The organism is Aminobacter sp. 01T433 (assembly GCF_056398585.1).
The window spans coordinates 15,262-39,664 of the sequence record NZ_JBFTPR010000002.1 but is presented as its reverse complement, the minus strand read 5'-3'; the positions used below and the strand labels follow the sequence as shown (position 1 = coordinate 39,664).

Here is a 24,403-nt window from a genome sequence, read left to right as displayed (position 1 = left end):
TCTCTCTCCATTGTGCAAAGACAAATCAAGACTTCACTGACGGCAATTCCGACACGAGCCGGAGCGACGCATTTATTCCCTCTAGTTGGTAATGCGGGCGCAGGTAAAAGCGGGCGTTGTAGTAACCCGGTCGACCCTCGACACTGTCGACCTGGACCTCGGCCGCCGCGAGCGGACGCTTGGCACGCGCCTTGTCGTCGGCGAAGGCCGGATTGGCGAGCACGTAGCGGTTGATCCACTCGGTCAACCAGATCTGCATGTCGGAGCGTTCCTTAAACGAGCCGACCTTGTCGCGGGCGATCGCCTTGAGGTAGTGGGCGAACCGCGAAACCGGGAACAAATAGGGCAGGTTGGCGCTCAGCCGTTCGTTGGACTGAGCGTCGGGATCGACCAGCCGCCCGGCCCGGGTTTCGTCGTCTTGCAACGAATGGGCGCCAATGAACGCCGCGAGATCGGTGTTCTTGCGGTGCAGGATCGGCATCAGGCCGAGCTTTGCCAGTTCCGCCTCGCGCCGGTCGTCGATGGCGACTTCGGTCGGGCACTTCATCGCTACCGACCCGTCGTCGGTGGGGAAACTGTGCACCGGCAGATTGATCACCGTGCCGCCGTTCTCGACGCCGCGGATTTGCGTGCCCCAGCCGAACAGCTTGTGGCTGCGGTTGATGTTGACGCCCATCGGGAAGGCGGCGTTCATCCAGATGTATTTGTGGTGGTCGCCCTGCACTTCCTCCTCGAAGGCGAAGCTTTTGACCGGAACAGTATCGGCGCCATAGGGCAGCCGCGCCAGAACGCGCGGCATGGCAAGGCCGATGTAGCGCGCATCCTCGCTCTCGCGCAGCGATTGCCACGACGCATAGGCCGGGTTGGAGACGATCTGCTGCAGATCTTGCGGATTGGGCAGTTCCTGCCAGCTGTCCATGCGGAACAGGCGTGGCGAGGCAGCTGCGATGAACGGCGTATGCGCCGAGGCACAGACGCCGGAAATGTTGCGCAAAAGACCAACGTCGCGCGGGTGGTTGGAGAACTCGTAGGCGCCAATCAGGCAGCCGAAGGGCTCGCCTCCGAACATCGAGTATTCGTCAGTGTAAACCTTCTTGAAGACCGGGCTTTGGTCCCACATCTGGCCTTCATAGTCTTCGAGCGTATCAGCCAGCTGCTCCTTGGAGATGTTCATCACCCGGATCTTCAGTTTCTGGTCTGTCTCGGTGTTGTTGATGAGGTACCAGAGGCCGCGCCAGGTGCCTTCCATCTCCCGGACTTCCGGCGCGTGCAGGATCTCGTTGAGCTGGACGGTCAGCATCTTGTCGATGCCAGATATCAGCGATTTGATCGACTTGATCGCATTCGACGAGATGCTGGTGGTGTCGGAGCGCGACTGAGCAGCAAGGGCGAGATTGCGGACGAGCTGCTGCAGCTTCTCGCTATCGTCCTTCTTGACCTTGAAATCCTTCTCCAGAAGATCGCTGAATTCGCCGAGATCGATGGCCTCTGCCTCGGCGACCGTTGGGCTCTTTTGCTGTTCGGCCATGGCTTTATTCCTCGACCTTGTCGCTGTCGGAGAGCGCCTGGCTGGCGATCTTGCCGAGAAGCGGCTCGTTGTTCAGCAACTGCGCGATGCGCTTTTCCGCGTCGGCCCGGCCGTCCATGAAGCCCAGCAACTCCTCGAGCTGACGGCGCATCTTGAGGATTTCGGCCAGTTGCGGCACTTGCTCGGCGATCTTGTCGGGCGCGAAATCGCCCATCTTGGAGAATGTGAGGTCGACCGCCAGCTCTTCCTCGCGCTCTTCGCCTTCAGCCTGGGGCAATGTGTTCTTTACACGCGCCTTCACGCGGGGACCGAGCGCTTCCATGAATCGCGGAAACCTGTTGGCATCGGTCTCTACAAAGGTGCGGTCCAGTACCGTCTTTTGGGCTTCCTTGGTCTGCGATGCGCCGGCAAGGTCGGCCATCACGCCCATAACGAAGGGCAGTTCGATCGTCGTTGGGCTGCCGTAGGTCTCAACGTCATAAGCGATCTGCACGCGCGGTGCGCGATTTCGCTCGATGACCTTTGCTTTGCTTTCCGCTGGCATGCTTGGCTACCTTTCATCCTTCTGAGGCGTCTTCTTGCTGTCTGGTACGCCGGCCAGGAGCCGGAACTCCTTCAGCCCTGAGGGGGCGAGATCTTCCATCAGTTCAACGAAATCCATGTGCACCATGCGACGTACGCGGCGGGCGAGATGCGGGATCGGGCTCGACGGCTCGGTGCGGTCGTAAAAGGCAACGACGAGATCGAGGCATCTGACGACGTCGTCGCGCGAGGAGAGGCGGTCTGGGAGGGACATGGCTGATCCCGTATGGTTTGCCGCCGGTTCGACTGCGTGGCCATTTGGCGACGCCGTGGCGGGTGTGGCCTCCGTGAATTCGGCCTTCGCTGTGCCGTTGGGCGCGGCGCGCGCGGTCGACCCGCGTTCAAGCGTGGTCAGGATCCTGTCGAGAAACCTCTTCAGGTCAGGCACCGCCGGTCCGGTAGTTTCGAGACGTTTGTTGAGAGCTGTGTCGACGCCGCTGAGTGCCACGCTCGCTGCACGCGCGTCGGCAATCAGTTGCTCCATTGCCGAACCGGCAAGGTCCGCCTGAGCGGCACAAGCACTGCGCAATTTCGCCAAGAGCTGTTCGTGGGCGCTCGACAGGGCTGCCCGCTCGGTGCTGTTCAACCCTTGCGCCGCTTCCTGCAGCATGACCCGATCGTCAAGCGCACCCAGTTCAAGTTCGCGACCGGTGATCGGGCCAAATCCGCGCGGTGCGAAAAATGTCATCTGCCGGAGATTTGCAAGCAAGCCCTCCTGGCCGTTCTGCAAATCAAGCAAGGCATTGATGCGGCGGAGGGCTGCCTCGCGCGGTGGCGCATTCGGCCTGAGTGCCGGATGCATCGTCTCCCAATGCTCGTCGAATGTTCGCCCAATCAGCGTCAGACCTTCAGCGAGCCCAGTCATTCCCTGATCATTGGCAAGCGCACGGGTGACGAGGGTGAGGAGCCGAAGGTCGCGCCCATGGCTGCGCAGTTCCTCGGCCTTGCTAAGGACAGCCGTCCAATCGACTGGGATGCTTACCTGAGATGAAGGCTTGTTGCGCTCGTCGTGGACGACATTGACCTGGGGCTCGACGAGGCGCTCTAGTTCGTGGAAGCGCGGATCGTTGCGCAAATCTTCCCCTGACGGGTTTTCACCGTTCAAAGGGTTGAGCCAAAGAGCAAGATCAACCACGCATCCCCCCACGTCTCAAAAGACGGAAGTCGCCGGTATTCCACTCCACTTTGGTTTAGCACAATTCAGGCTTCGCTCAAAGTTGGTCGAGGGAAGCGCTTAAGCTTTGGTAACCAGCCTGCCACGAATTGTTGCGGCTGCTCCTGATGGTCCAACGTGTGCCCTGGTGCCATGGCTGCGCACGGCTTTGTAAAGTCGTACTTTGTGTGGCAAGTTGTTGCGAACGCAGTCCGGCCATTGGAGAAATTCCATGGAACTAAAGGGCATGCAACAGCGCAGGGCATCACAAGGCTTCAAGCGCAAGGAACTGGTCGGCAAGCTCAACCCCACCTGCTTGCGCGCCTTCAAGGCGGCAGCCGACGCCGCAAAGCTGCGTGGTAACCCGTACGTTGAACTCGTTCATTTCATTGAACAACTTGTTCTTTCAGATCGCTCGGACGTTCAGATGATCCTGGCCGATGCGGGCGTTGATGCTGCCCGCATCGCCAGCGACATGACGCGCTCGGTCGACAAGCTGCCTTATGGCGCGACCTCGATCGAGGAATTCTCCGACCACATATTTCACGCCATCCAGGAAGCCTGGAACCTGGCGACGCTCCAATTCGGCAGCGAAGAGGTGCGCAGCGCCCACATCATCCTCGCATGCCTGAAGACGTCGGTCCTCGAAGGGCTGGTGTCGAAGATCAGCACGGAATTCGACAAGATCGACGCGGATGGCGTGATCTCGCGTTTCGCTGACGTGGTCGACGGCTCGCTTGAGGGATCGACCACTGGTGCTGCGGCACCCTCTGCTGAGGCTCCGCGGCGCCCATCGCCGGGCGGGGAGTCGGCGCTTGCGAAATATGCGACAGATCTCACCCAACGGGCACGAGACGGCAAGATCGATGCCGTCGTCGGCCGCGACCCGGAAATCCGCCAGATCGTCGACATCTTGATGCGGCGGCGGCAGAACAATCCGATCCTGACCGGCGAGGCAGGCGTCGGTAAGACGGCGGTTGTCGAAGGGTTCGCGCTGCGTATCGCAGAAGGCGATGTTCCGCCAATGTTGCAAGGTGTGAGCCTGCGCATGCTCGATGTCGGGCTGATGCAGGCCGGTGCCAGCGTCAAGGGCGAGTTCGAGAAGCGGCTGAAGGCAGTTATCGACGAGGTGCAATCCTCCGAGACGCCGGTGATCCTGTTCATCGACGAGGCGCACACACTGATCGGCGCCGGAGGCGCTGCGGGCACAGGCGATGCGGCGAACCTGCTCAAGCCAGCACTGGCCCGCGGCGAGCTTCGCACGATCGCGGCGACCACCTGGGCCGAATACAAGCAACACATCGAAAAGGACCCTGCACTCACTCGCCGTTTCCAGGTGGTCAAGATCGACGAGCCCGACGAGGCGACCGCTATCTTGATGCTGCGCGGTATTGCCGGCGTGCTAGAAAAGCACCATCAGGTGCAGATCCTCGACGAGGCGATCGAGACGGCGGTAAAACTCTCGCACCGCTATATTCCCGCGCGCCAGCTTCCCGACAAGGCGGTGAGCCTGCTCGACACCGCGTGTGCTCGCGTCGCCATCTCGCAGCACTCCCGGCCGGGCGAGGTTGAGGACCTGATGCGCCGAAGGCAGGCGCTGGAGGTTGAACAAGGCATTATAGGACGCGAGGCCGCCATCGGCATCGATGTCGACGAGCGTCAATCTCGCGTCGAGACGGGACTGACTGATACCGACATAGCGCTCGCCTCTGCCCAGACGCGCTGGGATCGAGAGAAGGAAGTCGTTGCTGGGATCCTCGAATTGCGTGCCAGATTGCGCGGGCTTGGCGTGGCGCTCGATCCTGTCGTTGCGGAGACGCCTCCGAAGGGCGAGGCAATCGAGGAGCCGGTCGCCGCCAATGATGACGCCGCCCAGTCAGCGCCAGTCGAAACGGCGACCGCAACTGAACCAGCCTCCGACCCCGCCGCCGATTTGGCACGGCTCAAGGAATTGATGGCGGTGCTTGCCGAAGCACAGGGCGAGACGCCGTTGATCCTGCTCTCCGTCGACCGCAATGCGGTTGCGGCGGTGGTGCAGGATTGGACCGGCATTCCAACGGGCCGGATGCTGACGAGCCAGACCGAAAAGGCGTTGCGCCTGGCTCAGACGCTGTCCGAGCGCGTGGTCGGTCAGGATCATGCAATGGAGATGATTGCCAAGCGCGTGCAAACCAGCCGCGCCGGGCTCGGCGCGCCGGAAAAGCCGGTCGGCGTCTTCTTGTTGTGCGGACCGTCGGGCGTCGGCAAGACGGAAACCGCGCTGGCTCTCGCCGAAACACTCTACGGCGGCGAGCAGAACCTGATCTCGATCAACATGTCTGAGTTCCAGGAAGCGCATACGGTCTCGACGCTCAAGGGTGCGCCGCCTGGATATGTCGGCTACGGCAAGGGCGGCATCCTGACCGAGGCAGTGCGGCGCCGGCCCTATTCAGTGATCCTGCTCGACGAGGTCGAAAAGGCGCATCCAGACGTGCACGAGATCTTCTTCCAGGTCTTCGACAAGGGCATGATGGACGACAGCGAGGGCCGGCGGATCGACTTCAAGAACACGCTGATCCTGCTCACGTCGAATGTCGGTTCCGAAGTCATCATGCAAAAGACCAAGGGCGGCGAGCTGCGCGAGAAGGTGGAGAGCCTCGACGCAGCACTACGCGCGCCGCTGCTTAAGGTATTTCCCGCCGCTTTCATCGGGCGTGTGGTGACCATCCCGTATTATCCGCTGTCGGATTCGATGATCGAGGCGATCACGCGGCACCAGTTCGGCAAGATTGCACGGAGGCTTCAAACCAGTCACGGCGCGGAACTGGTAGTCGGCGATGGCGTGATGGAACTGATCAAGACGCGCTGCACCGAAGTCGAGTCCGGCGGCCGCATGATAGACGCGATCCTGACCAATACGTTGCTGCCGGAACTCAGCCGCGGCGTACTCAACCGCTCGCTCGACGGCGAGAAACTTTCCAAAGTGACGGTCGGTGCGTCAGACGAAGGATTTACCTACGAGTTCAGGTAGGCGAGGTCGTCCTGATTATACTCAGCATGACATGCTACCAAGCGCTGCCTCTGTCGCCATTGTCGGTACCACTATTGCCTTCGCTGGCGGGGGTCGCCGCAACAACTGGCCTCTTAACAGCGTTGCTCTTAGCCGGCGCTGCTACTTTGACTGGCGCGGCCATTCGCTTCGGAGTTGCGTTCTTGACCTGCGCCGGCTGGGCGACCGGCGGGTCGCCGGCTGTCCACATTGAACCACATCCCCCTAGCGGCAAGAGCGCGGTCGCCAGAAGAAGCCTGAGGGTAAGCGATCGCATGTAGCGTCTCCGTTTTTAGCCCAGCATGTCCAGTCGTGGCCGTGTATCGATCCATTCCTTGTGGAGGAGGGCAATCAGGAGCTCCCGAGGATCGCGAGGTGCCGCCGCCCCCAGAACAGCCTTGGCTGCCTCGCGTGTTCGACCACCAAGCTTTCCGTCGATGTCGCCGACATCTTGGCCCGCACGCTTGAGCGCCAGTTGCACTTCCTTGCCGATCGCCAAATTGTCTATGCGGCCCAAAGCTGCCTTCGCTTGATCGGAAGCTGTCTTGAAGTTGTGCGACGCGGAAAGCGCGTAGAGGCGCACCATCTCGCCGCTGTCATGTTGCAGCGCTGGATTATCCTTCAAAATTTCTGCGGCATAGTAAGCGCCCCAAGCGTCGCCCCGTTCGGCGCTTTCTCGGTACCAGCCGGCAATCGTCGCAGCATCAGCATTTTTGTCTCGTTGAGCTAAGCGGCCGAGCAGCCTGCCAGCATATGGATGGCCCTGTGTACGCGCCCTCTCGAACAGTTCAGCGGCGTGTTTTGGATCGTTCTGCACCCCTGTACCGTCGCGATATAGGATGCCGAGAAGGACCAAACCGTAGATGTCATCCCGATCTGCTGATTGCGTGATGAATTTCAGCGCGCGCGCATCGTCCTTCTTCACATGCTCGCCTGAAAGATACTCGGTGCCGAGCATGTTCATCGCATAGGTATGACCGGATTCGGCTGCACTGGTGATCAGCGCCATGCCTCTCTCGACATCAGGCTTGGTTCCAAGCCCTAGTACCAGCGCTTTGCCCAATGCGTACTGAGAATACGGATCGCCTCTCTTTGCTCCCGATTCGTACAGAGGAATGGAGCGCTTGGGGTCATGTTCCACAGCCGCGCCAAATTGATAAAGCCTGCCAAGCAGATAGCTCGCCCGGACATGTCCTTGATCGCTCGCGGCGTTGAGTTCCGCAAGCGCCTCCTTGAAATCGCCTTCGGCATAAAGCGCGCGCGCATACTGATATTTGAAACGTGCGACATCCGGATGTTCGCTCACCGCCGCCTTACATGCCGTCAGCGCTTTGGGCACGTCGATGTCATTTGGCAGCTTGCCAGCGGATACGGCCTGAACGTCGAGCGGCTCGGCGGCAAGCGTGTCGCATTCGTTGACGGAGACAGCCACGTTGATGGTGATCGGCGCCGGGGTGGCGGTCTTGATCGCCGGAACCAGAACGACTGTGCGCACCGGAGCACTGGCGGCTTTCTTGTCCGCAGGCAAGGGGATCGGCTTGACCTCCATGCTGTCCGTGCTCGCGTCGTGCGGCTTGGCTTGTGTGGTTGCGGAAATGGTCTTGACCGCCGGCGCGTCGCTATCGGCAGCACTCACCACCTTGAGCGACGGTCGGATGCGCAGCTTGGTTATGTCCTCGGCCTTGATCAGGTCACCTTCGGAGACGATCTGCCCGCCGACCGCCACCTGGGTTTCGGGGTCGCGGCTTTGAAGGCGGAGCCAGCCGGTCGGCGCGCTGGATCGCACGACCTCGTCAGGCATGGCGGCAAAGCCGGTGCCGATATCTGATGCCATGGCGACCAGGATCGGCTTGGCCGTTTCGGCCTGCTGCGGTTGCGGTTCTTCGCCTTGCTGGATGGTCAAAGAAGGTTTGACCGGCACTTGTGCGACCACCTGGGCATCGACAACGACCCGGACAATGCCGCTCGCGCTTCGGCCTCCGTCGGTCATGACGGTGTAGCGCACCTCTTCCTTGGTCATGTCGTCGGAGGCCGGTTTGAATATAACCTCTTCGACCCGATCGGCTGATATCTTGCTGTCCAAATTGAGCTGCTGGTCGCCGAGCCAAAGCGTTCCCTGGTCCGGAAGCTTGGTGAAGCTTACGGTCAGCGCTGTGTTGCCGCTGGTGATTGGCGGTGAAATGCGCAGCGCCACTTCCTTGGAATGCGGCGGAACACGAACCTCGCGCATATCCTCGATGATCAGAAGGTTCTGTCGGGTCACGAAGAAGAAAGAAGAAGTCAGGCTCGATGTGTCCCAGGGCGTCTGCCGTCCGTCGGTGCGCTTGATGACCTCGGCGCGGATATCGCTGAGCAGCTTCCTGATCTCAACATTGGGCTTCAAAGCATATTCGGCGAAGGTGCCGGTGAAGGGGCTGAGGCCGTTATTGCCGTCCAGCGCCACCTTGTCGGGCGCGGTCGAATAGACGATCAGCGTGCCATTTTCGGGGGCGACTGACGCAAGTCCTTTCTTGCCTTCGACGGCGACCTTGTTCTGGCCGACATAGTAGGAATTGTTGGCGAAGGGATTGTCGCGGCAGGCGTCCAGTATCGCGATCTGCAGCGACGAGGTCTCGCGCATATATTCGAGCAGGCTCGACATGTTGTAGGCCTGAACCTCGAGATCATAGGAGGTCTCCAAGCTGGCATCGACCGGCAGCATGAAGTTGTGGCCACCAACCTGCACGGCATGCCCGCTGTAGTAAAACAGCGCGACGTCGCCATCGTTGAGCGTCCTGAGGAAGCCGAGGATGGTTTCTTCAAGACCCTTCTTGTTCAGGTCCTTGCCGAGCGTAACCTCGAAATTCGCCCGCTCCAGCACGTCGCGGATGCGGTCCGCGTCATTGGTTGCATTGGGAAGCTTGGCGAGATGCTCGTAGGCCGAATTGCCAATGACCAGGGCGGCGCGGCGACCAGACACGCCGTCGGCAGCGAGAACCGTGCCAACAGCAAGCAATAGTAAGAGGCCGCACGCCAATACGGCGCCGGTTAGACGTGCGACAAGGCCAATATTGCGAGCAGGCAAGCAGCCCCCGCATACCATTACTGCCCCCTTTAGGATTGCAGTCTTTAAAGGCTTGGCACGGCTTACATTCTTAAAAGATCAGCATCCTCCTTGTGAGGAAAGCTGTCAACGGCGATCAACCACACTCGAAATTGCACGAACCAAGGGACCGGCAAGAGAAGAGCCCATCACGAAGATCCGTGTTATTGTCGAGGCATGATCCAAATACCGCGGGTGTGAAGCAATGGCCGGATGGCGCTCACGCATGGATGGAACCAGGTCATGACGCCGGAGGACAAGACACGCATCGCGCCCGATAGCGGTGTTCACAAGGGCGTCCAGCTCAACGGCATCTATGAGATCGACGAGCACATCGCCACGGGCGGCATGGGCGAGGTCTATCGCGGCCACAACATCCAGACTGGCGACCCTGTGGCGATCAAGCTCGTTCTGCGCGAATTCGCCCGCGACCAGGGCATTCTCGCGCTGTTTCGCAAAGAGGCCTCGATTCTCAACCATCTCTCCAACGACGCCATCGTGCGCTATCACGTGTTCACGATCGACCCGACGATCGGCAGGCCGTATCTCGCCATGGAGTTTGTCGATGGGCAGTCGCTGGGCGAGCGCATCCGCAACGGGCCGCTCGATACGCGGGAAGCCCGCAAGATGCTGGCCAGGGTGGCGTCCGGACTCTCTGTCGCTCATGAGGCGGGCGTCATTCACCGGGACCTGTCGCCCGACAACATCGTGCTGCCGGGCGGAAAGGTCGAAAAGACCAAGATCATCGATTTCGGTATCGCGCGCTCGGCTGAAGTTGGCGGCGGCACGCTGCTCGGCGGCAGCTTCGCTGGCAAATACAGTTTCGTTTCGCCCGAGCAGCTTGGCTTGTTCGGCGGTGAAGTCACCGAGCAGTCGGACATCTACAGTCTTGGGCTGGTGCTTGCAGCGGCATTGCGCGGCAAGCAGCTCGATATGGGGGGCTCGCCGGTCGAGGTGATCGAAAAGCGGCGGACTGTGCCCGACCTGACAGGTGTTGACCCAAATCTGCTGCCGCTGCTTGAATCCATGCTCCAGCCGGACCCCAGGGATCGCCCGGAAAGTGCTGCAGTGATCGTCGAGTGGCTGCGCGAGACGAGTGGAGTGACGGCAGCGCCTGGAACATTTCCAGGGGTCGACGCCCAGCGTGATCAGGAGCAGCGCAAGCCTGTGGAACTTGCCTGGCGACCGCCGGGCTCAGGCGCTGCTGGGCAAAAGCCTCAACCGCCTGAAGCCCTGTTGCCGCGCGACGCTCCGTGGCGCAACGCCGGAGCGACTGGTAAATCCGCGCCGGACAAGTGGCAGAAAACAGGTTCGCGACCACTGCCTCTCCGTGAACCGTCAAAATCCGGACGTGGCGCGGTGATCGGTACTGTCATGCTGGTTGCGCTGGTAGCGGCGGGCGGCGGTGCCTACTTTTCGGGGTTTCTGGGTGGCTTTCTGCCCGGCAGCACACCGTTGACGCCAAGTGATGAAGCTGCCAGCGGCAAGCTTACGCCCGCGCCTCCCAAGGACCCCATCCCGTCTCAGGAGCCGCCGGCAAAAAACCCGCCTGCGGCCGAAACTGAGCTGAAACCGCCGGCGCCGCCCGAAATCGTCAAGCCAAAACCGCCGGAGCCGATCAAGGAGGTGGCTGTCCAACCAGCTCCAAAGGCTGCGATCACCGTGGCGGAGTGGTTCAAAGCCTTTGACGGCGGCCCATGCTTCTACGTCACGGTCGCGGACGCCTTAGCACCGCGTCCCCAGGTGGAGGGGCTCGCGACCTCAAAAGCGCCGTTCGACAAACTTTCCCGGGATTTTGCTTCCGCCTTCGGGGCTGGTCCGGTCGTCAATCCGAGGATGATCGAAAGAGAGCAGTGCCCCGTGGCCGATTTCCTGGAGGCCGTGCACCCGGACAAGGGCAACGGACCAATCCTCGAACTGAGCAAGGACAATCTCAAGGTCGGGGACTCGCTCCAGGGCAAGTTGAGCGGGACCGGCAGCCGCGACATCAATCTGCTTTTGATCGGCAAGGACGGCGTGGTCTACAATTTCGCCAGTCTGCTGAAGAAAACCGGAGCTGACGAAGCCTCCTTCAGCATGAAGCTCTTCCCGCTCAACGACCAGGAGGCATCGGCACCGGAGCCGCATCTCATCGTGGCGCTTGCAAGCGACAACGGCATCAAGTCGGCTGACATTAAGGATCCCGAGTTGGCGTCAGATCTGTTCCCCAAGATCCGCACTGAGATCGAGGCGCAACAGAACGGGGCCGGCGTCGCCTTCGGCTATTTCCTGTTCGACCGTTGAGCGGTTGCGCATGGGGCTGCGATTACTTCAAGCTTCGTAGCTGACCAGCAGGCCATGATATCTTTCAAATCCACGTTTTTTGCGATCGCTCCGATGTATCACCAAGGGCAATACATCGAAGATATGTGTTGGGACGCAACTGCCTGGAACGCGCGGGTGGGGTCTGACGCGCCGATCGCCCGCGGCCTGTTGGGATGGGGCCGCGCACAAGATCCGGATTGCTCCGGACCTTGATCTGAGATGCTATTTGGCGGGCTCCGGCGGCATCTTCCACTGAGAGCCACCGCCAATTTTGACGGGCCTAGCTCACCACTTGACCCTGAAGCCGGCTGTGCCGGCAAGGGCATAGCTGTCGCCGAAGTTTTCCAGCGAGCTGTTGACCGAGACCTCGCCAAAGACCGAATATTTGTCGTCGTTCCAGTTGTAGGAACCACCGAGGCCAAGGCCGCCCCAGAGCCTGTCGGGACGGCTCTCGAACTTGGCGCCGGAAACATCGACTTGGGTGGCGTCGAGGAACTGATAAAAGAGGTTGGCGATGCCGTAGAGATGACTGCGCCTGGTCTTGCCTTCCTCGTCCTTCCAGTTCTGGTCATGGTCGGCGGAGATGCCAAGCCTGCCAAGCAGGGCGTCGCCGCTGTCGAGCGCAACATCGGCGCCGAAGACATCGGTGAAGCGGCTGAAATGGATATTCGAATAGGCAAGCTGGGCCTGGGGGGTCAGCGTCCAGGCCTCGTTGAGGGCGAACTTCTTGCCGGTTTCCAGCGACAGCGCGTAGCCAAAGCCGCCATTGCCATCGACAAGGGTCGGCGTCTCAAGCCCAAGTGCCTTCGAGGTCAGGTCGCTGTTGAACCAGGTCAGCTGGGCCTGGCCGTCGACATAAAAGCCGTTTTGGTCATACCAGGTCAGTGTGCCGCCGAACCCATAGCCATTGGTGTTGATGTCGCCATCGCCGAAGAACGAGGAGACGTCGCTCGAGGCCTGGCCGAAATGCACCGTGATGCCGCCAATCAGCTTCGAGCCGTCCTCCGCCTCGTGCAGCAGCCCGTCGAGGCCGGCCTGTAGCCTCCACACATCGGTGTCGTAGTCAGTGCCAGAGGTGGTGACGGCCGGTTCGATATGATTGTGCGCGCCCTCGATGCGGCCCCAGATAGCCCGCTGGTCCTCGATCAGAGCCTGGTGGCCATCGGTGCCGGCATAATATTGCGCCTGCGCGCCGGTGACCGGGCAGCGGAAGTTCTGCGAGGCGTCCTTGCAGAACACCGTCTCGGGTGCTGGTGCTGGTTCGTTCCAGTAGCGGTTGCCGACACGCTGCTGCAGCGTCGGCACACCGTTGAGCGCCAGAAGATGCTGCGGATAGACCTCATAGAGCGGTGCGCCGGGCTGATAACGCGGTTCGGGTGGCGTGGGTGGTCCGGGAGGCGGGATCAGGAACGAGCGCAGATACCAATCGCTGTCGCTGGGATCGGTGACGCCATTGTGGAACAGCGTATAGGCGTAGGCGCCGCCGACCACCGCTGGTTGGCCGTCCGCCGTGACAAATTCGCCCTGGAGCGCAAACGATCCGTTCGCAGTCGTCGCGCCATTGATGGCGTCGACCACCTTGATGCCGTCGGAAAGGGTCAAGGCGCCCGGACCATTCGTGTTCCTGACGACCAGCGTGGTCAAGCCCGTCGCCGTGCCGCCATTGATGACCAGCCGGTCGGAGGGAGCCCCATCGGCGCCAAGATAAGTGTTCAGCGCCAGCCTGCCGCCCTGGCCGACATAGTTCTGCGTCGTCAGCGTCTTGTAGCTCGTAAGCAAACGCGGATCGCCGGCCGGCGGGATGACATCGATCAGACCGGCGTTCGTCGTCTGCTGCGAGACGGTCGAACTCGCCGTCATGGTCCAGATGCTGGTCGGGTCGACCGATACATTGGTGACGTTGAAAGCCGCACCCGTCCAATGCGAGCCGGTGGCAAGGCTGATGTTGGTTGTCGTTTGCGCCGCGATCAACGCATCACCGGTAAGCACACTGCCATTCGAGGCGTCGAACTGGACGGCGGTCGGTTGCGCCGGGCCGAATGTGCTGGCGAAGGTTTCGATCAACAAGCCGCCGCCGCCGGTTATCACCGCGCCATTGGTTGCCGTGAGGTTCAGCGGGCCTTGCGCCTCAACTGCGGTCGAGGCGCTGCTGACAAGGCTTCCGCCTGCCAGGCGGACACTATTGATCGTGGCCGGCGTCTGATTGAGCGATGCCAGTCCAACCGTATTGGGTCCGTTCGCCTGCACCGCGGTGTTGGTGAGATCAATCGAACCTGGCCCGCCATTGATGAACAGCGCGGCACCGCCGCCGGAGGTCGTCACGCGAGAATCGCGGCCAATGACCGTACCGTTGGAATCCACCCGTACACCGAAGGAATTCGCGCCGGTGGTGGTGATGATGTTGGCGGTCATATCAACCGTGCCGCCGAGGCCCGCGTCGACGCCAGCGGCGAAGACGTTGCTGGAGGTTACGTTGATCGTGGTGCCAATGCTCGTGATCAACGCGCCGGCGCCCTGCGCGAGCAGGCCGCTCACCGGTATCGCACTGACCACGCTGAAGCTTGACGCCACGGGGCCGTCCGGCGTGACGAGGTTCGCCGTCTGGAGGATGTAGGCGGTCGGGTTCTGGGCGGAATTGATGTTGATGACGCTTTGACCCGAGATCGTGATGCTGCTGTTGGCGGTCGCCCAGGCGCCTGCAGCGGCATTGGTGCCTGTGACGGTCACATTCGCGATGGCGAGCGAGCCGCCATTGACGGCAAACAGGCCCGTGCCTCCCGCCTGTCCCGCAACCCCGACTGCGTTGAAGTTGATCGTCAGGCCGCTGCCGATCGTGCCGAGCGCAACGGTGGTGTTGTCCACGCCAACACCCACGCTGCTGGTTCCATTCATCTGCAGTGTTGAGCCGGGCAATAGCGTCACCTGGCCGCCGTCATGAACATAGATCCCCATCGCGCCGCGGCCGTTCATGGTCACCGGGATGAGCACGTCGGGAACTACGCGGCTGTTGGCGCCCGAAGCCCCGAGCCCGACGGCATTGAAGGCTGCGGTCGTGATGCTGGTGCCGGTGTGCAGGAAGATCGTGCCGCCGCTCTCGGCGATGGCGCCATGGCCGGCCGAAATGGTCGGGCCGGCGGTGGCTGTGTTATTGACGACCGTGTTGCTGGCATTGATCGTGCCGCCGATCGCGGCAAGCGCCGCGCCGACACCGGTCGTGGTGATCGAAACGCGGTTGAGGGTGACGCTGCTCGCAGCTCCGTTGGCAAGCACAGCGTGGCCGCCCACCGTCTGGATGCTCAGGCTGCCATTCGGCACGCTGATCGTGCCGCCATTGGCCTGCAACGCATTGCCGTTGACGGTCTGGAAGACAATCGAGCCGGGGGTCGCTCCCGCCGAGCTGTCGATGACCAGCGTCCCGCCTGTGACGTTGCTCGCATTGGTGGCGCCGGTCGTCGAAACGGTGGTGCTGCCGAGCACGGTGGTGGTTCCGGCGGCGACGTTGACGGTGGTGGTTACCGTGCCCGGTCCGACTGTCTGCGCATCTGCGGGACCAAGCGTCGAAAGCATGGCGCTTAGCGATGAAGTGATTGCGACCAGCGAAGAGGTCGCGAACAGGTTTCGAAATATTGCGCTGGATGGTTTTGCAGAGTGTTGCCGAGACAGAATGCGGGGCAAAACCATAGGGCTCACGGAACACCTCCGTTAACGCCCCAACAGCCCGCATCAGCGTGCGCGTATATTCTGCCTCACGCAAGTATTCGAGCGTGAGGGATTTCATATTGATGGGTGGATGTTGCTTTTAGGCAATCGCTAACACTCACTAACGCTCGGCTTGGGCAGCTGGGTATGACAGGCCGTCTGCCCCTAGGGGGCGGCTGTAAATTTCTGAGCTTTTTGAGGGATACAGCCTTGATGGCGCGGGCCAACCGCATTGAGACGATCGCTTCCGGCTCCAGTCAATTTGCTGTTAGCCTTTTGACGAAGTTGCCTTCGAGGAGCGCTCACCTGCATCCTAGAATTGCGGCAACCGGCGATCATCTCACCCGACTGTAGAATTCCACACTCTCCCCAAGACTTAATCTGTGATGACTTCGCGTGCATCCGGCAACCGGGGGGCAGGGACAATGACACGTGCAACACATGGGTTCTACGCCGAGCCAGCTGCTAGCGAGCCACCATAGCAAGCGGGTGCGAAGCTTCCACGAGCGGTGTCTCTGGAACCTCAAAGCTGCGATGATCGAACACTCGTGTTTTCGCGCTGATGCGGGGCATACCGCGAGCAGGGCACTAGTGACGTCCCGCGAGGCAAATCTCCTGAGATTGTGCGATCAAAATGCCCTTGCAAACAACTGCGATGGCGCGTTTAGCGGACGTTTCCAATTGTGGCGTCGCCGGCCAATTTTGGGTTTGCTTGCGTCGTATTTATTCGAAGTCTCCGTCACGTGTCATCGAGAAGCTTGAGGCAGGCGACATGGCGCAACTTCGCTCCCATCCCCGTCTCATACGCAAGCTGCAGGAAGCCCTTGGCCACGACCTCTGTGTGGCGCTCGATGATGATTGTGTCGTCGAGATCATGCTGAATCCCGACGGACGGATTTTCATCGAACGGCTTGGGCACGGGATTGCGCCAGCCGGCAAGATGACGGCCGCAACTGCCGAGATCGTCATCGGCAGCGTCGCTCACGCGCTTCACTCCCAAGCCGATGAGGACCGCCCGATCATCTCTGGCGAGCTGCCAATAGGCCGGCATCGTTTCGAAGGGTTGCTGCCGCCTATTGTCTCGGCTCCGACCTTCACCATCCGGAGGCGCGCCTCGCGGCTGATCCCGCTCATCGACTATGTGACCTCGAACGTTATGACCAAGAACCAAGCATCGGTGATCAGCAACGCGATCTGTTCGCGGTTGAACATCGTTATCTCGGGTGGCACGGGGTCGGGCAAAACGACGCTAGCGAATGCGGTCATCGCCGAGATCGTCGCTACGGCGCCTGAGGATCGGCTGCTCATTCTTGAGGACACAGCGGAGATCCAGTGTGCAGCTGAAAACGCCGTGGCGCTGCATACGAGCGACACGATCAACATGGCCAGTCTGCTAAAGAGCACAATGCGCTTGAGACCGGATCGCATCATCGTCGGCGAGGTCCGTGACGGTGCCGCTTTGACGCTGCTGAAGGCCTGGAACACCGGTCATCCCGGCGGCGTGACAACGATCCACTCCAATACGGCGATGTCGGCGCTACGCCGTCTCGAGCAGCTGACTGCTGAAGTCAGCCAGCAGCCGATGCGAGAAGTGATCGGAGAAGCCGTCGATCTCGTCGTGTCGATCGAGCGAACGCCCAAAGGTCGAAGGGTGCGTGATGTCGTCCATGTCGAGCGCTTTGCCGGCACTCACTACCAGACCGAGAGTTACGCCCAGATCGAGGAGCAGCACCATGTCGCATGACCATCAAACCTTTGTCGCCGCCAGTGCGTTCGTGCTGTCGCTTTCACTTATGTTGGCCGATCCAGCGCTTGCCAGTTCAGGCGGTGGACTGCCTTGGGAAGGTCCGCTGCAACGGATCCAGCAATCGATCACTGGACCCGTTGCGGGCTTCATTGCGCTGGCAGCTGTGGCCGTTGCCGGCGGCATGCTGATCTTCGGTGGCGAGCTCAACGATTTTGCGCGCAGGCTTGTGTATGTGGTGCTGGTTGCCGGCATCCTGCTCGGCGCCACTCAAATCGTTGCGCTGTTCGGTGCAACAGGCGCCTCCATCGGCGCTGTCGCATCCCCTGCTGTTTCTGCCCAAACAGGGGAGGGGCGGCATGGCTGACGTCGGCTCCAATCTCCAGCGTAACCGTATCCATCGCGCTCTGTCGCGTCCGAACCTGCTGATGGGTGCGGACCGCGAACTGGTACTCGTCACGGGTCTTGCAGCAGTGATCCTGATCTTTGTGGTGCTGACGCTCTACTCCACGCTGTTTGGGATCGCCGTCTGGATTTTGGTGGTTGCAGCACTTCGCATGATGGCCAGGTCCGATCCGATGATGCGGCGTGTCTACATCAGACACATCTCGTACCGGCCGTACTACCGACCCACTTCAACGCCCTGGCGCCGGTACTGAAGGACGAGTGGGCCATGGCAGCATTGCGATCCTTTCGTCACTCCGGCCCGTCTTTTGCTGATCTCGTTCCCTATGCCGGGCTGGTCGCCAATGGCGTCATCCTGCTCAAGGACGGGAGTTTAATGGCCGGCTGGTACTTCGCGGGTCCGGATTCGGAGAGTTCTACCGATGCCGAGCGCAACGAGATCTCGCGTCAAATTAACACCATCCTTTCGCGCTTCGGCTCAGGGTGGATGATACAGGCCGAGGCGATACGGGTGCCGACTGTGGCGTATCCTGCAATTACGGAATGCCATTTTCCCGATCCCGTCACGCGCGCCATCGACGACGAGCGGCGTGGGCATTTCGAGCAGGAGCAGGGGCACTATGAGAGCCGGCATGCTCTGATCCTGACCTATCGCCCGCCGGCGCAGCAACGATCAAGGCTCACCCGCTACTTCTATTCGGACGCGGGGAGCAGGGCGACAACCTATGCCGACACAGTGCTGCAGACGTTTGAGACTTCGATCCGCGAAATCGAGCAGTATCTCGCCAACGTCTTATCGATCAGGCGGATGGTAACGCGATCGGTCGAGGAGCGCGGCGGTTTTGTGACCGCGCGCTACGACGAACTGTTCCAGTTCATCCGCTTCTGCATCACGGGAGAGAACCATCCAGTGCGCCTGCCTGACATCCCGATGTATCTCGACTGGCTGGTGACGGCCGAGCTTCAGCATGGGCTGACGCCGGTTGTCGATAATCGCTTTGTTGGCATCGTAGCAATCGATGGGCTTCCGGCAGAAAGCTGGCCTGGCATCCTCAACTCCCTCGACCTGATGCCGTTGACCTATCGCTGGTCCTCGCGCTTCATGTTCCTCGACGACCAGGAAGCCCGTCAGAAGCTCGAGCGCACCCGCAAGAAGTGGCAGCAGAAAATTCGACCGTTCTTCGACCAGCTGTTCCAAACGCATTCGCGTTCGATCGACCAGGACGCGATGGCAATGGTCGCAGAGACGGAAGATGCGATAGCACAAGCTTCCTCGCAGCTTGTCGCCTATGGCTATTACACGCCGGTGATCCTGGTGTTTGACGAAAACAGCACTCGCCTTCGGGAGAAGTGCGAGGCCGTGCGGCGCCTGATCCAGGCAGAAGGTTTCGGGGCGAGGATTGAGACGCTGAATGCGACCGAGGCCTTCCTCGGCTCATTACCTGGCAATTGGTATGCCAACATCAGAGAGCCGCTGGTCAACACACGCAACCTTGCCGACCTCATTCCACTTAATTCGGTTTGGTCCGGTGGCGCTATTGCACCTTGCCCTTTTTATCCGTCGGCCTCTCCACCACTGATCCAGGTTGCTTCTGGCTCGACGCCGTTTCGGCTCAACCTGCATGTCGGCGATGTCGGCCACACGCTGATCTTCGGGCCGACTGGGTCCGGCAAGTCGACGCTTCTGGCACTGATTGTCGCCCAGTTCCGCCGCTATCCCGGGGCCCAGATATTTGCCTTCGACAAGGGCAGGTCGATGCAGCCACTGACACTGGCTGCTGGTGGTGACCACTACGAACTAGGCGCGGATAGCGAAGAAGAGGAGGAGGCGAACCCCGGTCGGCTGCTCGCCTTTTGCCCTCTCTCGGATCTCGCCACCGACGCCGACAAGGCCTTCGCATCCGAATGGATAGAGACCCTTGTGGCGTTGCAGGGCGTTACCATCGCACCCGATCACCGCAACGCGATCTCGCGGCAAGTCGCACTGTTGGCCGAAGCACGCGGACGCTCGCTGTCGGACTTCGTTTCCGGCGTTCAGATGCGCGAGATCAAGGAAGCGCTTCATCACTACACGGTCGATGGCCCTATGGGGCAGCTGCTCGACGCCGAAACCGACGGCCTTTCGCTTGGATCATTGCAGACCTTCGAAATCGAGCAGTTGATGAATATGGGGGAGCGCAATCTCGTGCCGGTCTTGACCTATCTGTTCCGCAGGATCGAGAAGCGCTTGACCGGCGCACCCAGCCTTATCGTCCTTGATGAGGCATGGTTAATGCTGGGGCACCCGACTTTTCGCGAGAAGATCAGGGAATGGCTGAAGGTGCTGCGCAAGGCCAATTGCGCGGTGGTCCTCGCCACCCAGTCGATCTCCGATGCTGAGCGCTCCGGCATCATCGATGTGCTCAATGAATCCTGCCCGACAAAGATCTGCCTGCCGAATGGGGCGGCGCGCGAGGTTGGCACACGCGAGTTCTATCAACGCATCGGATTCAACGAACGCCAGATCGAAATCGTCGCCACCGCTGTTCCCAAGCGTGAATATTACATCGCCTCGCCAGAGGGACGGCGACTGTTCGACATGTCGCTTGGACCGGTAGCCCTCTCTTTCGTTGGTGCCTCCAGCAAAGACGATCTCAAGCGCATCCTGGCGCTTAAGCGAGAGCATGGCCTCGACTGGCCGACCCGTTGGCTCGAACTGAGAGGAGTTGGCCGTGCTTCATCGCTCTTTCCATCTGCATAAGCTGACCACTGCCAGTGCTGCGGTCGTGTTCATGATTACCGCGATTGCGCCTGAAACCGGGCACGCCGGCGGCGTGACGGGCCAGGCAACCGAATGGACGCAGCTCCTCAACAATGCCGAACTTGTTGCGCTGGTTGGCAAGTCGACCGAGCAGGTCAACAACCAGGTCAAGCAGATCACGCAGCTGGCCGAGCAGATCCAGAACCAGCTCAACATCTACAATAACTTGCTGCAGAACACCGCCCAGCTGCCGAAACACATATGGGGACAGGTCGAAGGCGATCTCAAGAAGCTGCAGGCTGTTGTCGGACAAGGGCAGGGCATCGCGTTTTCGATGGGCAATGTCGATGACGTGCTCAAGCAGCGTTTTCAAAGCTTTGCCGATTTCAAGACGGGCCTCGCGGACGGCGAGACCTTTTCTGGCAACTACCAGACCTGGTCGACAACCAACCGCGACACCATTGCCGGTACGCTGAAGGCGGCGGGGCTTACGGCAAATCAATTCACCTCTGAAGAAACAACCATGAGCTCTCTGCGATCCATGTCGGAGACTGCTGACGGCCAGATGAAAGCGCTTCAGGTCGGCCATCAGATAGCGGCCCAGCAGGTGGCGCAATTCCAGAAGCTGCGCGGGCTGGTCTCGCAACAGACGACGATGATGGGAACGTGGTTCCAGTCTAGGCAGGCGGACAAGGATCTGGCGCAAGCACGCCGCGAAAACTTCTTCGATTCGACGCTGCCCGATGTCCGGGGCGGCCAGATGATGGAACCGCGCTGGTGAACCATTCCATTGGAATGGCTATCGGGATAGCCATCAGCTTCTGTGCAGGGGGCGTTCTGAGGATGCTGCGGCAATCCGAACCGCCGAACGAGGCGCCCGCACCCACATCGGACACAGCGCGCTCGGAGCGGGCGGAAAACTTCTTCGGCAGCGATCTGGATCGGGACGGGCGCAGCGGTCTGGAGATGCGGTGCCGATGGTAACATTCAACCAAGTCATCAGGTGCCAATTGGCCTTCACAGTGATTGTCGCAATCCTTCTCGCCAGCACGCCTGTGCTGGCGCAGCAAGGCTCGGTTTTGACCACACTGGAGAACGAAGTCGTGACGGCCGCGCGTGGCTGGCAGACGACAGTGATGAACGCCGCGCGCTCGCTGTTTTGGATACTCGCTGGGATCGAGGTTGCGATAGCCGCGGTCTGGCTCGCGATCAACACCGCTTCGCTCGATACCTGGTTTGGAGAGCTCGTGCGCCGTATTATGTTCATCGGCCTTTTCGCCTTCATTCTCGATCAAGGACCTAGTTTCGCGAAGGCGGTCGTCGACAGCCTATTCCAGATCGGCGCCAGTGGCGGATCAGCCTCACCTGCTAACATCTTCGACGCCGGCATACGTGTCGCCTCGAAGATGTCTCAACAGGCAAAGTTCGGCCTGTTCGAAGACAACGCACTGGCGATTGCCGCTGTCTTCGCCATGGTAGTGGTGGTCGTCTGTTTCAGCCTGGTCGCAGCGATCTTTGTTGCGGTGCTGGTCGAGATGTATGTTGGACTTCTCGCTGGCATGATCATGCTCGGCCTCGGCGGCTCGTCCTTCACCAAGGATTTTGCCGTTCGTTACCTCATCTACGCCTTCTCGGTCGGCATGAAGCTGATGGCCTTGGTGATGATCGCGCGGATCGGCTCGGAGGTCCTGCTTGGCCTTGCAGAAGCACCAACGGCCAAGTCCGAACAGTTTGTTACGACGCTTGCAATCGCTGGCATCTCCGTTGTCGTGTTCATCATCGCGATGTATGTGCCGGCCATCCTCCAGGGCGTGGTGCAAGGAGCTTCTGTAGCCGGCGGCATGGAAGGAATACGCCATGGTGGGCAAGCTGCGACCTTCGCGGCTGGCGGCGCCTTTCTTGGCGCAAGTGCGGCCGCCGAGGGCGTCTCTGCAGCAGGTGCTGCGCGGGCCGGCGGCTCCTCCATGGCGGCTGCAGCTTTGCGCGGCATGGCCTCTGGAATCGGTAGCGCCGGCTGGGCTGCCGGATCAGCTGCCAAAGAAAAGGCGATCGCCACACCAGGAGCCCATGCTGGCTCTCTGCTCGGGCTCGCAAATGCCAAGCTCGACCAAAGCAGGCCATCGGGCAAGACCGTGCCATCGCCGCAACCTGTCACCGAGACAAAGTAGCCCGGAAGAGAGCCATGGCCGAGCGCAATCCGCCCGAAAACCCCTATCTCGCCGCACGTCAAGAATGGAACGAGCGCTACGGCTCTTATGTAAAAGCCGCGGCCAGTTGGCGTATCGTCGGCATCACGGGAATGCTGATGGCAGTGATCGGCTTCTCCTATGCTCTGTTTCAGAGCACCCAAGTCAAGCTGGTCCCCTATATCGTGGAAGTCGACAAGCTCGGGGCCGCTGCGAGTGCTGGATTCCCGCAGCAGATCGAATATGCCGACACGCGCGTGGTGCGCGCGACACTTGGCAGCTTCGTTTCGAATTTCCGAAGCGTAACCCCCGATGCGGTCGTGCAGAAGCAGTACATCGACCGTACCTATGCACTCTTGAGGTCTTCCGATCCCGCGACCGAGAAGGTCAATGCGTGGTTCCGTTCGAGCTCGCCCTTCGACAAGGCCAAGACCACCACTGTCGCGATTGAGGTAAACAACATCGTGGCACTCTCACCGCAGTCGTTCCAGATCGACTGGACCGAGTTCGAACGCGATCGCAAGGGCAAGGAGACCGCCGTGCGTCGTTTCCGCGGCATAGCCACTGTCACGCTGACCGCGCCACAGGATGAGGGTGTCATCCGGCTCAACCCAATCGGTCTCTACCTCCGCGACTTCGACTGGACCGCACAGCTGTGAAAGGCATAACCTCACCAATGACCATTGCCACCAAAACCATTAGCGCAGTCACGCTTGTCGCTACACTCGTCACAGCTCCGATTTTTCTTCCTGAAGCATGTGCCGAGGGCATGAACGCCAACGAACAAAAGGGCACTGGAATTTCTGGGCAGTGGCGAGGAAAACGGGGCCTCGTCACCAAGGGTGCCGACGGCAAAGTGATCTTCCTCTATGGCGAGATCCAGCCTTCCGTCGTCTGCTCGCCCTTGCAGGTCTGCGACATAGAACTTCAGGCAGGCGAGGCGGTCCGCGACGTGCTGATTGGCGATACAGTGCGCTGGAAGGTCGAGCCAGCGACCTCAGGCGCCATCGGCGGCCAGGCGATCCACCTGATCGTCAAACCGTCCGAACCGGATCTTGTCACCTCGATGGTGGTAACCACCTCGCGACGCACCTATCACATTCAGCTCAAATCGCACCAAAGCCAGTACATGGCGCGTGTCGGTTTCGAGTACCCCGAGGATGTGAGCTCGAAGCTCGCGGACGTCAATGCGCGGTTGGAGGCAAGCATCATTCCGGGCGCCGGCGTTCCGGCTGAGCAACTGAATTTCGGCTATTCCGTCTCGGGCAATGCTCGCTGGAGGCCGACACGGGTCTATTCCGACGGGACCAAGACCTACATCCAGTTTCCGCGATCAGTCTCCGGGCAGGATGCGCCGGTGTTGTTCGTGGTCTCGGGGGGTGAGAATCGCGTCGTCAATTATCGGATGAAAGGGGACATGATGGTTGTGGATTATCATGTCGACCGCGCGGTCCTTGTCTCTGGGGTTGGTCGGAAACAGGAGAAGATCACCATCAGGCGAGGAGGCTGACAATGCGCTGCCGCATCCTCCCTGTCCTGTTTTTGTCGGCCGCACTTGCCGGCTGCCAGGCGCTGAAGGCCGACGGGCCGGTCGCCAGTTCAGCACCTACCGAGATTTCGGGGTCCGCTGCCAGCGCAATTGCAGGCGACATGGTCACAAAGCTTGCCGAGCAGATCGGCCCTGCAAACGGCACCATCGTCATGAAACTCGATGGTTCGCTCTTGGGCCAGGCCCTCGAAGCCTCGCTTAGGAATTGGGGTTATGCTGTCGTCACCGATCAGAAGACGGACGGCCAGAATGAGATCCTGCTCGCCTATGCCATCGACAGCCATGAAGGGCAGGTTCTGGCGCGATTATCGACGAACACCGTCGAATTAGGCCGTGCCTACCAGGCGACGATGTCAGGGGCCTCCCCGGCAAGTCCGCTTTCGGTCATGCGCCGCGGATAAGG

The 24,403-nt window shown here is 60.7% G+C and carries 17 protein-coding genes; 12 read left to right on the top strand and 5 right to left on the bottom strand.

What is annotated here, in order from left to right:
• Positions 1–25: 25 nt before the first annotated feature.
• From tssC to tssA, 3 genes are read right to left on the bottom strand one after another with little or no spacing between them, the layout of a single operon-like run.
• Positions 26–1,528, bottom strand: a complete 1,503-nt coding sequence (gene tssC / locus AC1DLV_RS03200; protein ID WP_476798129.1) for a type VI secretion system contractile sheath large subunit — start codon at positions 1,526–1,528, stop codon at positions 26–28.
• A gap of 4 nt (positions 1,529–1,532) precedes the next feature.
• On the bottom strand, positions 1,533–2,072 hold the full coding sequence (tssB, locus tag AC1DLV_RS03195; protein ID WP_476798128.1) for a type VI secretion system contractile sheath small subunit: 540 nt from the start codon (positions 2,070–2,072) through the stop codon (positions 1,533–1,535).
• 6 nt (positions 2,073–2,078) lie between these two features.
• Positions 2,079–3,245 (bottom strand): type VI secretion system protein TssA, encoded by a 1,167-nt coding sequence (gene tssA / locus AC1DLV_RS03190; protein WP_476798127.1) that lies wholly within the window; start codon positions 3,243–3,245, stop codon positions 2,079–2,081.
• A 265-nt stretch (positions 3,246–3,510) separates the two neighbouring features.
• Here tssA and tssH point away from each other — a divergent pair, with 265 nt between their 5' ends.
• Positions 3,511–6,273, top strand: a complete 2,763-nt coding sequence (gene tssH / locus AC1DLV_RS03185) for a type VI secretion system ATPase TssH (RefSeq protein WP_476798511.1) — start codon at positions 3,511–3,513, stop codon at positions 6,271–6,273.
• Positions 6,274–6,583: 310 nt separating this feature from the next.
• Here tssH and AC1DLV_RS03180 read toward each other — a convergent pair whose 3' ends face one another.
• The gene (locus AC1DLV_RS03180; protein ID WP_476798126.1) at positions 6,584–9,286 is read right to left on the bottom strand and encodes a caspase family protein; all 2,703 of its coding nucleotides are present in this window, start codon (positions 9,284–9,286) and stop codon (positions 6,584–6,586) included.
• Between the two features lie 300 nt (positions 9,287–9,586).
• Between AC1DLV_RS03180 and AC1DLV_RS03175 the strand changes: the two genes are divergently transcribed.
• Positions 9,587–11,656 (top strand): serine/threonine-protein kinase, encoded by a 2,070-nt coding sequence (locus tag AC1DLV_RS03175; RefSeq protein WP_476798125.1) that lies wholly within the window; start codon positions 9,587–9,589, stop codon positions 11,654–11,656.
• 306 nt (positions 11,657–11,962) lie between these two features.
• Here the strand turns inward: AC1DLV_RS03175 and AC1DLV_RS03170 are convergent, their stop codons facing one another.
• Positions 11,963–15,244, bottom strand: coding sequence for an autotransporter family protein (locus AC1DLV_RS03170; protein ID WP_476798124.1), 3,282 nt, complete (start codon positions 15,242–15,244; stop codon positions 11,963–11,965).
• Between the two features lie 904 nt (positions 15,245–16,148).
• Between AC1DLV_RS03170 and trbB the strand changes: the two genes are divergently transcribed.
• Genes trbB through trbH form a run of 10 tightly spaced genes read left to right on the top strand, consistent with a single transcriptional unit; the run spans position 16,149 to position 24,401 of the window.
• Positions 16,149–17,120 (top strand): P-type conjugative transfer ATPase TrbB, encoded by a 972-nt coding sequence (gene trbB / locus AC1DLV_RS03165; RefSeq protein ID WP_476798123.1) that lies wholly within the window; start codon positions 16,149–16,151, stop codon positions 17,118–17,120.
• Positions 17,110–17,487 carry a TrbC/VirB2 family protein gene (locus tag AC1DLV_RS03160; protein WP_476798122.1) on the top strand — a complete coding sequence of 126 codons (378 nt, stop codon included), beginning with the start codon at positions 17,110–17,112 and terminating at the stop codon, positions 17,485–17,487. The genes trbB and AC1DLV_RS03160 overlap by 11 nt, the downstream gene beginning before the upstream one ends.
• Positions 17,480–17,779 (top strand): conjugal transfer protein TrbD, encoded by a 300-nt coding sequence (locus tag AC1DLV_RS03155; protein ID WP_476798121.1) that lies wholly within the window; start codon positions 17,480–17,482, stop codon positions 17,777–17,779. Before AC1DLV_RS03160 ends, AC1DLV_RS03155 begins: the two co-directional genes overlap by 8 nt.
• Positions 17,780–17,793: 14 nt before the next feature.
• Positions 17,794–20,265, top strand: a complete 2,472-nt coding sequence (locus tag AC1DLV_RS03150) for a conjugal transfer protein TrbE (RefSeq protein WP_476798120.1) — start codon at positions 17,794–17,796, stop codon at positions 20,263–20,265.
• Positions 20,237–21,046, top strand: a complete 810-nt coding sequence (gene trbJ, locus AC1DLV_RS03145; RefSeq protein ID WP_476798119.1) for a P-type conjugative transfer protein TrbJ — start codon at positions 20,237–20,239, stop codon at positions 21,044–21,046. Before AC1DLV_RS03150 ends, trbJ begins: the two co-directional genes overlap by 29 nt.
• Positions 21,047–21,060: 14 nt before the next feature.
• Positions 21,061–21,249: a DUF2749 domain-containing protein gene (locus AC1DLV_RS03140; protein WP_476798510.1), complete on the top strand. Its 189-nt coding sequence runs from the start codon at positions 21,061–21,063 to the stop codon at positions 21,247–21,249.
• Entirely contained in the window at positions 21,243–22,433 is a 1,191-nt protein-coding gene (gene trbL / locus AC1DLV_RS03135; RefSeq protein WP_476798118.1) for a P-type conjugative transfer protein TrbL, read from the top strand. The genes AC1DLV_RS03140 and trbL overlap by 7 nt, the downstream gene beginning before the upstream one ends.
• A gap of 14 nt (positions 22,434–22,447) precedes the next feature.
• Complete coding sequence (locus AC1DLV_RS03130; protein WP_476798117.1) at positions 22,448–23,110, top strand: conjugal transfer protein TrbF; 663 nt, start codon at positions 22,448–22,450, stop codon at positions 23,108–23,110.
• Positions 23,111–23,127: 17 nt separating this feature from the next.
• Complete coding sequence (gene trbG, locus AC1DLV_RS03125; RefSeq protein ID WP_476798116.1) at positions 23,128–23,961, top strand: P-type conjugative transfer protein TrbG; 834 nt, start codon at positions 23,128–23,130, stop codon at positions 23,959–23,961.
• A 2-nt stretch (positions 23,962–23,963) separates the two neighbouring features.
• Positions 23,964–24,401, top strand: coding sequence for a conjugal transfer protein TrbH (trbH, locus tag AC1DLV_RS03120; RefSeq protein WP_476798115.1), 438 nt, complete (start codon positions 23,964–23,966; stop codon positions 24,399–24,401).
• The last annotated feature ends 2 nt before the right edge of the window (positions 24,402–24,403 follow it).